The 15,631-nt window shown below is 40.3% G+C and carries 13 protein-coding genes; 4 read left to right on the top strand and 9 right to left on the bottom strand.

Annotated elements, in window-relative coordinates; translation table 11 throughout:
* The first annotated feature begins 46 nt into the window (after positions 1 to 46).
* Complete coding sequence (locus LJE09_RS12630) at positions 47 to 1,102, top strand: LacI family DNA-binding transcriptional regulator (protein ID WP_195280085.1); 1,056 nt, start codon at positions 47 to 49, stop codon at positions 1,100 to 1,102.
* A gap of 160 nt (positions 1,103 to 1,262) precedes the next feature.
* Here the strand turns inward: LJE09_RS12630 and LJE09_RS12625 are convergent, their stop codons facing one another.
* The 7 genes from LJE09_RS12625 to LJE09_RS12595 form a co-directional block, all read right to left on the bottom strand.
* On the bottom strand, positions 1,263 to 2,927 hold the full coding sequence (locus LJE09_RS12625; protein WP_227311401.1) for an alpha-glucosidase: 1,665 nt from the start codon (positions 2,925 to 2,927) through the stop codon (positions 1,263 to 1,265).
* A 195-nt stretch (positions 2,928 to 3,122) separates the two neighbouring features.
* Entirely contained in the window at positions 3,123 to 4,058 is a 936-nt protein-coding gene (locus tag LJE09_RS12620) for an AraC family transcriptional regulator (RefSeq protein WP_227311400.1), read from the bottom strand.
* An 87-nt stretch (positions 4,059 to 4,145) separates the two neighbouring features.
* A complete protein-coding gene (locus LJE09_RS12615) occupies positions 4,146 to 5,201 on the bottom strand; it encodes an ABC transporter substrate-binding protein (protein ID WP_227311399.1) in 1,056 nt (351 codons plus the stop codon).
* A 209-nt stretch (positions 5,202 to 5,410) separates the two neighbouring features.
* On the bottom strand, positions 5,411 to 6,520 hold the full coding sequence (locus LJE09_RS12610) for a glycoside hydrolase family 172 protein (RefSeq protein ID WP_055200019.1): 1,110 nt from the start codon (positions 6,518 to 6,520) through the stop codon (positions 5,411 to 5,413).
* Positions 6,521 to 6,555: 35 nt separating this feature from the next.
* Positions 6,556 to 7,413: a carbohydrate ABC transporter permease gene (locus LJE09_RS12605; protein WP_022381105.1), complete on the bottom strand. Its 858-nt coding sequence runs from the start codon at positions 7,411 to 7,413 to the stop codon at positions 6,556 to 6,558.
* 13 nt (positions 7,414 to 7,426) lie between these two features.
* On the bottom strand, positions 7,427 to 8,323 hold the full coding sequence (locus LJE09_RS12600; protein WP_008705747.1) for a carbohydrate ABC transporter permease: 897 nt from the start codon (positions 8,321 to 8,323) through the stop codon (positions 7,427 to 7,429).
* Between the two features lie 105 nt (positions 8,324 to 8,428).
* The gene (locus LJE09_RS12595) at positions 8,429 to 9,664 is read right to left on the bottom strand and encodes an ABC transporter substrate-binding protein (RefSeq protein ID WP_055200020.1); all 1,236 of its coding nucleotides are present in this window, start codon (positions 9,662 to 9,664) and stop codon (positions 8,429 to 8,431) included.
* 273 nt (positions 9,665 to 9,937) lie between these two features.
* On the opposite strand from LJE09_RS12595, the gene LJE09_RS12590 reads away from it, so the two are divergent.
* The 3 genes from LJE09_RS12590 to LJE09_RS12580 all read left to right on the top strand — a co-directional run bounded on the left by LJE09_RS12590 (position 9,938) and on the right by LJE09_RS12580 (position 14,348).
* Complete coding sequence (locus tag LJE09_RS12590; protein WP_020993405.1) at positions 9,938 to 11,782, top strand: sensor histidine kinase; 1,845 nt, start codon at positions 9,938 to 9,940, stop codon at positions 11,780 to 11,782.
* On the top strand, positions 11,757 to 13,361 hold the full coding sequence (locus tag LJE09_RS12585) for an AraC family transcriptional regulator (protein ID WP_025581244.1): 1,605 nt from the start codon (positions 11,757 to 11,759) through the stop codon (positions 13,359 to 13,361). The genes LJE09_RS12590 and LJE09_RS12585 overlap by 26 nt, the downstream gene beginning before the upstream one ends.
* A gap of 180 nt (positions 13,362 to 13,541) precedes the next feature.
* The gene (locus LJE09_RS12580) at positions 13,542 to 14,348 is read left to right on the top strand and encodes a sirohydrochlorin cobaltochelatase (RefSeq protein WP_025581245.1); all 807 of its coding nucleotides are present in this window, start codon (positions 13,542 to 13,544) and stop codon (positions 14,346 to 14,348) included.
* Positions 14,349 to 14,522: 174 nt separating this feature from the next.
* Here LJE09_RS12580 and LJE09_RS12575 read toward each other — a convergent pair whose 3' ends face one another.
* Positions 14,523 to 15,032: a VanZ family protein gene (locus tag LJE09_RS12575; RefSeq protein WP_025581246.1), complete on the bottom strand. Its 510-nt coding sequence runs from the start codon at positions 15,030 to 15,032 to the stop codon at positions 14,523 to 14,525.
* Positions 15,029 to 15,511: a hypothetical protein gene (locus LJE09_RS12570; RefSeq protein ID WP_055057253.1), complete on the bottom strand. Its 483-nt coding sequence runs from the start codon at positions 15,509 to 15,511 to the stop codon at positions 15,029 to 15,031. Before LJE09_RS12570 ends, LJE09_RS12575 begins: the two co-directional genes overlap by 4 nt.
* Positions 15,512 to 15,631: the final 120 nt, after the last annotated feature.

The following is a 15,631-nucleotide window of genomic DNA, read 5'->3' as shown; positions in this document are numbered from 1 at the left end:
AATGTGATAATATATTTATATATTTTTGTATTGAGGTGAATCTCACATGATAACAATTAAAGAAATGGCAGAGATGCTTGGAATCAGTACCACCACAGTATCAAATGTCATTAATGGAAAAACCAGCGAAGTTTCTCAGAAAACTGCTGAGAAAGTTCAGAAACTTCTGGACGAATATGATTACGTCCCAAATATGAATGCAAAAAATCTCGCACAGAACCATTCCAGACTCATCGGAATTGTATTAAAAAGGCGAAAGGATAAATACGAGAATATCTTCACAGATCCATTTCACGGCGAACTGCTGGGAGCTCTGGAATCTGCTATTCGTGAGCAGGGGTATTATATGATGATCTATATTTCTGAAGATATTGAAGAAATTGTGCGCAATATAGTAGGCTGGAACACTGAAGGACTGATTCTCATCGGTATGCTCCACGACGATTATCTCAAAATCAGAAGTAAGTACAAAAAACCTGCTGTCCTTATCGACAGTTACACTCCAAAGAATATTGCCAGATACGTTAATATCGGTCTTGACGATGAAGAGGGCGGATACCTGATGACAAAGTATCTTCTTGACTGCGGTCACAGAAAAATCGCATTTCTTGCCGACAATATGGAAGGTGTAGACTATATCCGATACACCGGGCATCAGCGGGCACTTCAGGAATACGGACTGGATATTGATCTGGATAATCTGATCGTGATTCGCCCTTCCAAATATGAACGCCAGGGAAGTATGGAGGAGATTTATGCAGTCGCACACAAGTTCACTGCCTTTATGTGTTGTTCCGATTATTACGCAGTTACCCTGATGAAATATCTCAAAGCCAAAGGGATCCGCTTTCCGGAAGATCTCTCCATCACCGGATTTGATGATAATCTGTATGCGCAGCTTGCTTGTCCTTCACTCACCACTATTCATCAGGATATCTTCCAGCGCGGAACCATTGCCGCAGAATATCTGTTCAAAATGATTGATGGCTGGAATCCAAAAACAACGAACCTTTCTCTTCCGGTCAGACTTGTAGTACGCGACAGCGTAAAGATTCTGAATCCCCCTGAAGATGATTCCTCCGATGACAGTTCAGCTTTATAAGGCACTCAGGGATATCTGTCGCGGGATTTCACGCTCTGATGAGCCGGGAGCAATACGCATTATTTATGAGGATTGCTATAGAAGATTGCTATAATTCATGGATACAAAAAGAGCGAAAATCCAAGTACTCATACCTGGATTTCCGTTCTTTTTTCTTCTGCTACATCTCAATAACAAGGAACTGATACCCCTGCAGTTCAATCTTATTTCCATCCATAGCTACATTGTCATAGTTATTGATCAGAACCTTCTTACACTCTCCTGCAAGTTCAATGGTCTGTGGCTCTTTCTGGTAATTACCAACTACAAGAAGAGTCTTATCCCCTTTACGATAGTATGCCATCAGATTATGTACATCTTCCCATACAGGTTCCAGTTCTCCGTAAACAACAGTCTCTTTGTATTCCGGATCCTTACGCAGTGCGATAAGTTTCTTATAGAAACTTCTCACAGATTCCGGATCATTCATCTGGCTCTCTGCATTGATCTTTGTATAATTCGCATTGACCTTCAGCCATGGTTTACCTGTCGTAAATCCTGCATTCTCACCATCTGTCCACTGCATCGGTGTTCTGGCATTATCGCGGCTGAATCTGGAAACAGCTTTCAGTGCTTCCTCAGGTGTACATCCTGCTGCCAGAGCTACCTTATACTCATCCAGACTGGAAATGTCATCTACCTGATCGATAGATTCAAACTTCACATTCTCCATACCAAGTTCCTGGCCCTGGTAGATAAACGGAAGTCCGCGAAGCATAAAGTTCAGACCGCCAAGCATCTTCTTACTTGCGTCACAGCAGTCACCTTCCGGGATATATCTGCTGACACCACGAGGCTCGTCATGATTTTCAATAATATTGGAAACAAATCCGATATCGCCAATTTTTCTCTGTGTTGTAAAACAACATTTCTTGTAGGCATCCGGAGTAATCTGTTTGCAGTCATACCATCCCTTGTCAGATGCCCCCCAGATAGTCTCTTCGAAGTCAAACATACTGGAGAAATATCCATTATCGCCGATGAAATCCGGAATCTCTTCATCCTTCTCATCGAAAACTTCACCGACAGAGAATGCATCGTATTTCTTAAATGTACGGTCTCTCATCTCGCCAAGGAAGTCGCCGATTCCCTTCGCTTCTTTCAGCATCTTCCTGATACTGCAAAGACCGTCTTCACGATCCGGCTCATAGTCATGCATCGGAAGTGCTTTCTTGATATTGATAATCGCATCAATACGGAATCCACCAAGACCTTTATCCAGCCACCAGTTGATATTCTTATAAACTTCTTCCCTTACTTCCGGGTTCTCCCAGTTCAGATCGGGCTGTTTCTTATGGAAAACATGCAGATATTGTTTATTTGTTCCTGGAAGATCTTCCCATACAGGTCCGCCGAAATAAGAACGCCAGTTAGTTGGAAGTTCTCCTTCTTTCTTGTCACGCAGATAGAAGAATTTACCATATTTACCATCTGGATCCTCACATGCTTTTTTAAACCATTCATGTTCATCAGAACAGTGGTTTACAACAAGATCCATCAGAATGTACATATCTCTCTTCTTAGCCTCAGCAATCAGTTCATCCATATCTGCCATGGTTCCGAAGCGAGGATCAATATCATAATAATCTGAAATATCATATCCCTGATCAGCTAACGGAGAGCGGTAGCAGGGGGAAAGCCAGATAATATCAACTCCCAGATCTTTCAAATAGTCAAGCTTCTCAATAACACCTCTCAGATCTCCAATTCCATCTCCATTGGTATCATAAAAACTCTTCGGGTAAATCTGATAAGCAACCTTTTCATTCCACCATTTCTTTACCATTGCAAAAATCCTCCTGTGTTTTTTATTAACCGGCGCTATTGTCTGCTTTGTCCCCAGTATTATACCTCTTACCTTTAGCGCCTAAGGTCTCTTTTTCATTTACGGCAATTATATCAGAATCCAAGGCTTCTGTCTTATCTTTTTTTGATAAAAAAATACAAAATTTTGACTTTTTTATATTACCGATATTCTTATTTACTGTGTTTCTTTTAATGAATGTCTGCGGTACTGCAGTGGTGTTGTTGACGTATATTTCCTGAACTCTCTCAGGAAATTTCCCAGATTATTATATCCGCATTCCAGACAGATTTCCGTAACTGTAAAGTCAGACTCCTTCAGATAATGAATAGCCTTTTTTATCCTGTACTCATTCACATATTCCATAGGCGAACGCCCGATCACCTTCTTGAAAAATCTGCAGAAATATTGCTCATTCATCCCGATCAGTCCTGCAAGGTCACGTATATAAATTTTCTCTTTATAGTTCTCCTGTATGTAAGTCAGTGTTGTCTTGATCGTCTCAATTCTGTGGTCATGATTCTTCTCCGTTACCTCAAACAGATTATTCGCAGACAGAACTGCCAGAATCCGAAGCAGCGTTGATTTGATAAACAACTGTCGGGTGATATCATCCGTAACCGCCTCGCCGTCATAATAATTCTCCCGAAAAGAATCTCCGCCAAATACATTACGGATTTCTTCATAAGATTTTCTTACCGGTTCAAATGCCGGCTCATTCTTTCGCAGACATCTCGGAAATTGGATACTGCCATTTTGTACCGGCTGGATCAGATTCGTCTGAATCTGATCCAAAGCATATGCAGAGCTTAGCATATCCATATGAAAAACCACCGCATTTTCCACACAGCCGCCGTTTTTTTCAACAGAAATACTGTGAAGTTCCCCGGGATTAATAAAATAAAAACATTCCTCTGAAATGTTGAAACGTTCCATATTTACTTCCAGACAGAACTCTCCACCCGAAAAATAAAGCAGTTCTACTTCTTCATGCCAGTGATGTTTCACCATATTCCCTTTTATCCTTGTTCCTGTCTGATAGAACGCACAGGGAAAGTCCTGTGTACCATGGACGCGTATTTCCTTTAAAGTTGATGGTTGTTGATTCTGCATGAAGCTGCCTCCTGTTGTCATTGTTATTGTTATTATAAATCCGGCATCAAAAATCCGCAACTAAAAAGGACATCCGAAGATGCCTTTTTAATAGTAAGTATTTATACAATTTTGTGCCTGCTCAAAGAAACTGTCCTCTTCACATTGCCCAAGAACATATCCCTGAAACAGTTTTCCCATATCTGAGACAGCACCCATGGAATTTTCACATAACGGACGTACATTCAATGTATATTCCCGGAGATATTTCCGTATCATATCTATTCCTTCCAGATCAATATCCTCATTTTCGATCACATCCACTCTGGCAGGATAACTTTTCATTATTTTTGCATATTCAGTACTGCCTTCATAACCGGCTGCATACTGAAGAAATCTGACAGCTGCATCTTTATTTTCTGAAGCATTGTTCAAAACATACTGCCAGGTTGCAATATTAGTGGCTTTTTTCTTATGAAGCACGGGAAGCGGTGCCATATGTATTTTATTTTTCCCATATACATCAGCATCAAGAAATGTACCCAGAGCACTCGTATACATAAAAACACATCCATATTTTCCCCTGATAAATTTCTCTTCCATCTGTTCATACTGATCTACAAACTGTGCAGGCGATGTATTTTTCTCATCCAGCATACTTTTCATATATCTGGCTGCATCTTTGGTTTTCGGATCAGTCCAGTCGAAATAATCGCCACCCCAGAAATTCACAAATTGCGAAAGACTGTTATAAACATGTGTATTTTCCCATGCATCTCCATAAGCGTACTGATCCGGATTTTTCAAACTCTTCTGCAGAATATCAAAATCACCGGTATTCTTTATCTCATCGAGTCCTGCCTGTTTCAGCAACTCCTGATTTACCCAGAACATCATAATATCCATCTGAAAAGGGACAGAATATATATGTCCATTCTCTTCACAAATGCTTTCCAGATACTTCTGCGGAAAGCTGTCTCTTACTTCTTCTGTCATAACGTTTTTTTCCAGTGGTTCCAGATATCCCTTATGCTTAAACTCAGAAATCATCTCATCATTCACGGAAATCAAATCAATATTTTTGTCCCCCGAAGCCAGGATCGTGGATATTTTTGCCTGCCGATTATCCGCATTGGACGGACATTTTTCCACAGTGATTTCCATATCAAGTTTTTTTCTGTTTCCTCGATAAAATCCTGAAATCTTTTATTATCTGCATCAATATGCATGATTGTCAGCTTTTGTTTGTCTTCGTGAAACGACGATGAGGGGAGCTTAGATAAGCTCCCCGTATCTCCACATCCTGTAATAAGCAAACATACTGCAGTTATGAAAATTACAACACTTTTTTTCAAGCATTTCACCTCTGTTTTTTATCTTGGCCATCTGTCCTCTTTTGACATCAATGGTGCAAACGGTGCATGTGGGTGTGTCTGATACCAGTAAGCCACGCTTGCCACATCATCCTGACGTTCAAATAATCCTCTGTAACCTACTCCAATCTGCTGAATGGTCACACGCAGATCCTCATCAAAACAAATCGGATCCTGAATATGCCAGCGATAGAAACCTCTCATCGGCGGACAGTCATCATTATGATAGAAATTATGGATCAGCTCATCATGAGCAGAATAGTATGGGTAGCCCAGATATGGTGTATTATAATTTTGTTCCACAGTCTTTCCGTCCACCTGCTTTGCAAAACTCCAGGAGCCTCCAAAATAATCTTCTGTTCCGGTTCCGCAGATTGTGGGATATTCATCATCACCGTCAATATAGAATTTCATTTCACCTTCGCCCCACCAGTAACGTTCCAGTGTGGTAAGTGCAATATAAGTTCCTACATAATGACCTTTTCCTTTTACTCCGTCAAGGATTGTATAATCTTTCTGCTTCTCTGTCAGTCGCTCTCGCCTCCACTGTGCATGGAAATAAGTAATATCATCCGGAAGCTCATCATACAGACAGTAATCTACCTGATAGAAAAATGCCGGAATTTTATTTGCATGCTGATTTTCCAGAGTAATTTTTGCTTTTTTCTTAAACGGCATCGGGAAGTAACAGTTAAATCCTCTGCTTGGCACCACTGCCATTGGGACAGAATTTACAATACACTCTCTTCCAAAACCACAGCAAAAGAAATCTCCGAGAGGACTTTCCACAGATGGTGTTTCCTCATCATCCCAGTACATACGGATGACCAGATCTCTCAATACAAAACAATCTGCATCTGTTGTCTTGTTATCCACTGTAATCCAAATATGATTGATTTCTCCCGGACCTTCCATCTCTGCAAGAGTTACAGTTGCACCCGGCTCAATATCTCTCAGGCAGGGACTTCCTTTTCTGGACGGTCCCAGATGGCTCGCTGCCATTCCGCCTTTACCTTTTTCTCCGTGTGGATTCTCTGCATTGATTGCACGGCTTCTTCCATGTTTTGACAGAGCAATTCCACCAAGTCCACCTTTAAATGACTGATACATAATGTTTTCCTCCAATATTCTTAGCATTCAGATAATCAGGCTTTTACTCCTCCTGCCATTATACCATCCATGATCTGCTTTTCAAAGACTGCAACAAAAATAATAATCGGTAAAAGAATAATCCATCCCATTGCACTTACCAGATCCCACGGAACTCCATACATGTTGTCACGCAGTGGAAGCTGTACAATGGCAACGGAAAGAACCTGAATACCATTTGAATAAAACAACGGTGTGAAGAAGTTATTCAGGCAGGTAATAAAGTTGATAATACATACAGTTGCGATTGCAGGTTTCATAAGAGGCAATACGATTGTAAAAAGTCTCTGTGAAAAAGTTGCACCGTCAATCGCTGCTGCCTCTTCCAGTGAAATAGGGATTTCCCCCACAAAGTTTCTCAGAATCAGAACCGTAAATGGGATAACAGTACTGATATAAAGCAAAATCAGTCCGGGATATGTATCATATAATTTTACTTTCTGCATGAACTCATATAATGGTCTTGCTGTAACAACCTCAGGAATTAACATAGTTGCAATAATAAATGCAAAAGCAATATTGATTCCTTTTGTAGTGAAACGTGAGAATCCGTATGCAGCCATTGCACAGAGTACAGTACTAATAACCAGTGTAAGACCTACGATCAATACTGTATTTCCCACTTTTGATAAAAGTCCTACGTTCTCGATCAGAAACTTATAGCTTTCCAGTGTCGGATGATCCGGCAGATAATCAATCGGTGTTTTGAATAATTCTCCGGAAGGTGTAATAGAGGAAATAAAAATCCAGTATACCGGAAACAGGATAATAAATGAGACAATTGCAAACAGTACCCATCTTCCACCTGCCATTACACCATGATATATGTTATATTTTCTTGAATCTTTTTTCATGGTATTTCCTCCTTTAGTTATCAATCTTGTTCATAACACGTATATTCAGCCAGCTGAATACTGCCATTACAACAAACAGTAACATTGCCAGTGCAGATGCATAACCGACATTCAGATTTGTAAACGCCTCTGTCGTGATTCTGTATGCGATCAGTGCCGTATCTTCTCCAGGACCACCTGAAGTCATAGAATATACAATATCAAAGGTTGTCAGTCTCCATAAAGTAAATGGAATAGATAAAGTCAGTACATTTTTCAGTATCAACGGTAATGTAATTCTGAAGAAACACTGGATTCCATTTGCACCGTCTACTTTTGCGGCTTCATAGATATCACCCGAAATAAACTGCAGACCGGATAATACAAGAATCGCAAAGAACGGAAGATCTTTCCACAGATCCACGGCAATTACAGCAGCTCTTGCAGATCCTGTATTGATCAGCCAGCTATTCTGGTATCCATGGACAAACAATCTGATAAAGTCATTGATCAGACCATAATCATTATTAAATGCCCATTTTGCAGCCATACCTACAACAACTGCCGGCATTGCCCAGGGAATCAGTACAATCGTACGAAGAAAACGACGTCCCTTAAATTTCATATTTAATATCAGAGCAAGACCTACGCCTAATATTACATGGAATATCATTGATACTACTACAAAAATCACTGTAAAACGTATAGATGTAAGCACTTTGGGATCTGAAAAAATTTTCAGGTAATTCTGAATTCCACAGAATTCATTAATTCCGGACAGAATTTTAATATCAAAAAAACTATTTCTAACTGTCATTAAAATCGGATACAAAGTCGTAAATCCACGAATAATAACCACAGGTAACACCAACAGCCACGGAATCCATTTCATTGATTTTTTACTGATTGTCACAGGTACTCCCTCCTTCATATCTTTAAGCACAGGTATAAAGCAGATTTTTCTGCTTTATACCTTCATTTATTATGTCAGTTTTTATGTGTCAGTATTTCAAAAGACTTTAAACGAATACCGTTTTTACTGATATGTATCAACGACTTCCTGTGCTTTTTTACAGAACTCATCTACTGTGATCTCATCTTTCATGCAGGACTGGAAGATAGTTCCCATATCACTGATGAACTCCATTGTCTGTGCTACCAGCGGACGTCCCTGTACGTTGCACTCTTCTGCATACTGGCTGTATATTTCTTTTGCAGGATCAGTATCCGGAACAACTTTTTCTGCAACATCCTTTCTTGCAGGATATCTGTCAAATGCTTTATAGGATGCTTCCATTCCACCTTCATCTGCCATATACTGCAGGAATTTAATGGCTGCATCTTTGTTTTTGGATGCACTGTTCAGCACATAGCTCCAGGAATCTGTAAAGATTGCTCGCTCTCCATTGCCGCTGAAATCAGGTACCATTGCCATGTGGATCTTGTCAGCTCCCAGCATATCTGCCTTTGCATAATCCGTACCTAAGCCCCACATAAACCAGCATCCGTATTTGCCATCATTGATTTTTGGATTCATCTGATCATATTTATCTGCGATCTGATCAACAGGTGTTTCTTTGTTGGCAACCAGATCATGAAGGAACTGAATTGCTTCTTTATTTTCTTCTTTTGTCCAGTCGAAGTAGTCACCGCCAAACATATTTACAAACTGTGCAATTTCATTAAATGCATATGTCTTTTCCCAGGAACCGCCGTATCCGAAACGTCCATCTTTTGAAACTGCTTCCATGTATTTCATGAAATCTTCTTTTGTATCAATGGATTCGATTCCCACCTCATCCATAATTTCCTGATTTACCCAAAATGCAAGATATCCTGTATATCCCGGAACTCCTACAATATTTCCATCCTTATCTGTGATCATATCCTGAATATACCCCTGCGCAAACTGATCAATGATATCATCTGTCATAACCGTGTCATTCAGACCTTCCAGCCATCCGGAATTCTTGAATGCAGCACTCATTTCATCGTTGATTTCGACAATGTCTACGGAAGAATCTCCTGTAGAAAGAATCGTTGTAATCTTCTGCTGACGTGTGTCTGTATCTGTCGGAGCTGCAATAACATTGATATTTAAACCCGTTGCCTCCTCTACATTTGCAAGCCAGTCATCAAAATCCGGGTCAGTAGTGTTAACGCTGTATAAAGTAAGATCATATTTCTCCTCTGCTGATACACTTACAACATTCCCCATCATTCCTGCCACCATTGTTGCAGCTAAAACTGCACTTAACACTTTTTTCCTCATATTCTCTCCTTTTCCGAACAGTTCTCTCGCATCAACTGTTCTGTGTTATTTGGTAATTAAAGAATAACAAAAACACTCTTTTTACTAAATACAATTTCTTTTGATTGATTTATATTATTTTTCGTTCTATTGTTTTTTTCATTCTGATTTTTTATAATACAGATAGCAGATGAACACTGTGTTGCATCTTTACAGAATTGCTGTATAATATGGCAATCTTCAAAAAGATACCTGATAAAATCAAACCTATTCATATAAGGAGTATTATGTGTAATGAAACTCAACTTGAAAAAAATAAATTATCATAAATGGATTCCTTCCAGATTTTCCTCATTTCAGGCAAAACTCCTGATTGCCTTTCTGGTTGCAACCCTGCTTCCTCTGACACTTGTTGCACTGGTCAGTTACCATGTTTCCTATAATCTTGCCAGAGACCGAATCACAAACTCTGCATTGATGTCTGATGAACAGCTTATTTTTCAGCTTAACAGCCGTCTGAACCAGACCGAAAACGTTGCTGACACCATCCAGTATCAGATGTACGCTTTTGAACACTCTTCCCCAGATCAGGTTGGCACCATGCAGGCATTAACATCCATGAGAAGCAATATTTCATTATATAAATCTACATTTGATTTCTTTCATATATATGTTTTTTTAAAACCGGAACAAACCGGAGCTGATGAGGGTATATATTTCTTTTCCACAGATAAACTTTTCAATTATGGAATCAGCGAATCTGAATTACATTCCATAGGTTCTTCTTCCCTGTGGCTGTTAAAGAAAAATACCACCTTACCCAGAGTTATATCTGCTTCCAAAAGAAGCGCAAATACACTGCTGTGTTTTCGTGCTCTTCAGGACAAATCCAGCAATGTTCTCGAATATGCTTATTGTATTGCACTTGACTGCGATGAATTTTCCCGGTATCTTCAGACTTCTGCTTCTGATACCGCAATTTCCAGTTACATTCTGACACCACAGGGACAAATTGCAGCTCACAGTGATTCTTCCCGTAATCAGACCTGGATTTCAGATTCAATAAAACAGATGTTTCTGGAAAATACCAATTCCTTCTTTAAAGACAATGACATCTACTATAACTGCCGCACTCTGGATAACGGTTGGCTGCATATTACGGAAATCCCGGAAAACTATATCAAAAGCAATACACAGGTACTGATCAAAACACTGTTGATCACTGTAATTATTTCTCTGCCGCTGACTATTTTTATTGTAATCCTTTTTTCCAGGAAACTGACAAGCAGAATTGCCGCACTGTCCTATGCCATGGAATCCTTTCATCTCGGACATGATCCGGAGCACCTTTCCATCATCACACTCCCGCATCCGGCCGATGCTTCCAATTATGATGAAATAGACAATCTGGGGATTACCTTTGAAGATATGCAGCACACAATTGCCCAGAATCTGAAATCAATTGTCAGTCTCTCCATTAATGAAGAACGGCTGAAATATCAGTTATTACAATCACAGATCAATCCACATTTTCTCTACAATATCCTTGGAACCATCCGAACCTGCCAGGCACTTGGCAAATTGGATATTGCAGATCAGATGCTGACAAATCTGACTGCCTTTTACCGACTGACGCTGAGAAAATCAAAAGAACTGATACCGATCAAAGACGAACTGGAAATTGCCCGCCTGTATCTGGAAATGGAGAAACTCTGCCATAAAGATAATCTTAACTGGGAGATCAATGCCGAAGACGGAATAGAAAATTTCACGATCTGCAAATTTACATTACAGCCATTCCTGGAGAATTCTATCCTGCACGGTCTTTCAGCCGATACACCTGAAGTTTTTATTTCCATTCAGGTACTCTACGGTGATGATACCGTAGTGATATCCATTGAAGACAATGGAGCCGGAATGTCTCCGGAGACACTGGAACAGCTCCGATATGCCATAGACAACAAAGTCATAAATTACGAAAAACATTTTGGAATTTCAAATGTAAGCGCCCGCATTTCCAATCCTTTGTACGGTAACGGCTCTGTGCGTATTGACAGCCATCCCGGAAACGGTACCTATGTCACAATTGAATTTCAACAAATGGAGGATACAGATGAGGAAAATAATGATTGTAGATGACAATTATCTGTCAGCAGAAGGAATTGAAAAGAACATAGACTGGGAAGTTCTGAACGCAGAAATCGTACATATCTGCTACAACGGAACCTCTGCGATAGACGCTATGAAAAAAGAACCTGTAGATTTGATCATCTCAGATATTGAAATGCCGGATCTGGACGGAATTTCAATGAGCAGGCAAGCACTGGATATTAATCCAATGGTAAAAATCATACTGATCAGTGCCTATGATAAATTTGAATATGCAAGACGCGCTCTGCTTCTTGGTGCATTGGATTATATTGAAAAACCTCTGGATTACGCATATCTGATCCAGAAAGTAAAAAATGCTTTTGCCCTGATGGAACGTGAGCAGAAAAATCTGCAGTTGCTTAAACAGAGCAGGCCTTTGCTTATCGAAAAATTTTTCCGTGATATCACTCACCGTTCCAGGCAGGAGGCTTCCTATCGTCTCAAACCTTATCTGAACTACCTGAACCTTAAACTGGATTATGATTTTTATAACGTAGTGATTCTTGAACTGGAAAATGCACAGTCTCTCAGGGATTCCTATGGCATTGAGAAATTTCAGATGGAACTGCTGAATCTTCGTGATCTGATCACAGAACAAACCTCAGAATTAAATTATATTTATCCCCTGCAGGATATTGATGGTTATCTGTGTGTGATCGGACAAAGCGGCTGCCAGTCCGGAAATTTTCGCCAGCTTACCTATAAAATCATTTCTGCACTTGTAGATAACTGCAATTCACAGGGACTGGTTCTGAATGCCGGAATCGGTGCCATTGTACAGGATCTGTGGGATCTGAACCGTTCTTATGAAAGTGCAGTTCATGCACTGGATTATCGTTTCTTTTTCCCACACCAGAACGTATTTGACGGACGTGAGGCTCTTGGACATGACTTATCTGCCACTGATTTCTCCGATTCCAGAGAGGAGGAATTAATCCGCCTTCTGTGTAAAAAGGATGTTTCTGCAATTGACTCCTGGTTTCAGGATTTCTCCAGATGGCTTACTGAGAACTTCCGCACCAAAAGTTTCGCATTTATCCAGATCTACTCTCTGCTTGGAAGGATTCTGAAGTTTTTCTATGAACTAAACCTGGATACCCATGATCTGGAAGCAAAGATCCTGTATGTATACAATCATCTGGAAGAATTTCATACCACAGAAGAACTATGCGGCTGGCTCAACGAACTCTGCCGCCTTCTCTGCCGGAAACTGGATTCTTCTCTGAATGATTATCACCAGAAATTATGCGAATCTGTAACTTCATATATTGACGAAAACTATGCCAGCAATACTCTGTGCCTGAACGATATCGCCAGCGAAGCCAATGTCAGCCCGGCTTATCTGAGTGCCCTCTTTAAAAAGAAACAGGGCGTGAGTATCAGTGACTATATCACTACTCAGCGAATCAACGCCGCCTGCCGTTATCTTACAGCCACAAACATGACTCTGAAGGAAATCAGTATGAAATGCGGTTACGCCAATCAATATTATTTCAGCACAAGCTTCAAGAAAAAAATGAATGTCACTCCATCTGCATACAGAGATACTCAGACGTCAAAATCTTAGCTTTTACTTGTGTTTCCCTATAACTCCCTGTATAATAAAAAACAATGTCTATTATCATGACATCTTTTTTATATGAGTGCGCAGTCAATTACCTTTTACCGCCACTACATCTGTTTTGCGGAAAACCTGTCAGTGGCAGTTGTGGTAAATGCCAATATACTTATTATAAGGAGATTTAAAATGGGGGTAACTGAAAAAACAGCAATTCTTGTTATCAGCTTCGGTACAAGTTATGAAGAAACACGAAAAAAAACAATTGAACAGATTGAATCTGACCTGCATCATGCATTTCCGGAATATCCGTTATACTGCGCATGGACAAGTCCCCGTATCCGCGCCAAACTCCGGAAGCGGGACGGGATCCACATTATGGATATTGATGAGGCAATGACCCAGCTGAAAGCGGACGGAATTCGAAATGTCGTTGTACAGCCAACCTATGTGATCACCGGATTTGAGAGTGATGCTATGAAAGAAAAAGTTCTTGCACATAAAAAGGATTTCGATTCTGTCATTATCTGTGATTCTCTGATGGTTACAAAACAGGACAAAGAAGAGGTCTGTCAGGCTATGGCACAGGAATATCACCCTGATTCTGATGAAATTCTCTTATTTATGGGACATGGAACAGAGCATGTTGCCAATGAACTTTATCCTGAGATGGACGAACTGTTTAAGCATTTCGGCTATTCCAATATGCATATGGGAACGGTTGAAGGGGATTTCTCCATTGAAAGCTTTCTGGATAAATTAAAAAATCTGCATCCGGCTCATGTTCATCTGGCACCTTTTATGATCGTCGCAGGTGATCATGCTACCAATGATATGTCCGGAGAGGACGATGATTCCTGGAAAAGTATTCTGGAAAAAGAGGGATATTCTGTCAAATGTACTCTGAAAGGTCTTGGCGAGATCCAGGCGGTCAGAGATATTTTTATCCGCCATACCAAAGCCGGACTGGACAGACTTTCAGAAATCCAGGCTTAAACGCAGCAGGAAATCAAGTGTACATTCAAGTCAAAAATTACTGTTCACAACAACACGCTTCGCAGGATATTACCAGTGAACCAATGTCAAAAGGAGCATACCACATTAAGTTCTTATTAATGTGGCAGCTCCTTTTTGTCTTTCCTTTTTTGAATATGTATTTTTCCTGATTATTTAATGACTTCTTTTTTTCTTCTTTTTATTAGGATTATTCAGTACAGACCAGCAGAATGCCTGAACAAGAAGTATTCCGATAAACGCCCCTATACTGTCGATTCCCACATCCTTTACCGCAGGTGTACGGGCATCCACAAAAGACTGATGATACTCATCCAGCCCTGCAAATCCCACACAGACAATTCCCGCAAGAAGCATCAGCCAGATTCCTCTCACACCATAGACATATAAAGGAAAAGAAATAGCGATAGCCAGCAGAAAATACTCTGTCATATGTGCCGCTTTTCTCACATAGTAGTGAATTCCATCTGCCTTATAGGCAATCTCTTCACTGCTCAGATTCTCTGACAAAAGCTCGCTCTTCGTTTCTATGATCTCATAACTTATTTTATAGCTCAGATTACCTGAAACTTCACCCGGCTGGGCTGAGAACGAAAAGATGATATACATCATCAGCAGTGCCGGTAAAAAAGACAACGGTTTCAGCAATGTGATCAATATTTTCATTCTTTCTCGTTTTCCCCGTCTTCCTCTTCGTCTTCCAGATTCTTAACCATATTAGCCCTTTCAGCAATGCTCATTGATCTGTTCTGCCCGGATGCATCCTCTTTCTTCAGTTCTCCGCCTGCGGCAGCTTCCATTGCCGCATTCTTCGCTGCTTTTGCTTTCTTGATCTTCTCTTCTGAGAGCATATTTTTAATGCCGAAAAACAGCAGACCAGCACCAATAGCTGCAAATGCAATTCCGGCAATCATAAATCCCATACTGGTTCCTTCTTCGCCTGTTACATATCCCTTACAGAGACTGTAACTTGTATACAACAGATACACTCCCGCCAGACTCCAGAGTATAAATCTTCCATTGGAGACTTTCTGTTCTTCTGTATCCGGCTCTTCTTCCCCGCTCTTTGCAATTTTCTGCGTATCTTCCTGCTGAATCTCTGCCGGGCTTTGTTCCAGCAGTTCTTCGTTTTCGTTTTTCTCCATAAAAACCTCCTCATATTTATAACTGTTCAACACCTTAACAGATGAAACTATCTTATCATTTTTTCTGTGAACCTCACATGACTGAAGTCACGTGCTTCCAGACGCTTTAGGCGTCAGACT

Origin of the sequence: Blautia sp. DFI.3.45 (assembly GCF_020593505.1) — a bacterium.
In the GTDB taxonomy this organism is placed as follows: domain Bacteria; phylum Bacillota; class Clostridia; order Lachnospirales; family Lachnospiraceae; genus Blautia_A; species Blautia_A wexlerae.
The sequence above is the reverse complement of the archived record's forward strand: the minus strand, read 5'-3'. Positions and strand labels throughout refer to the sequence as shown.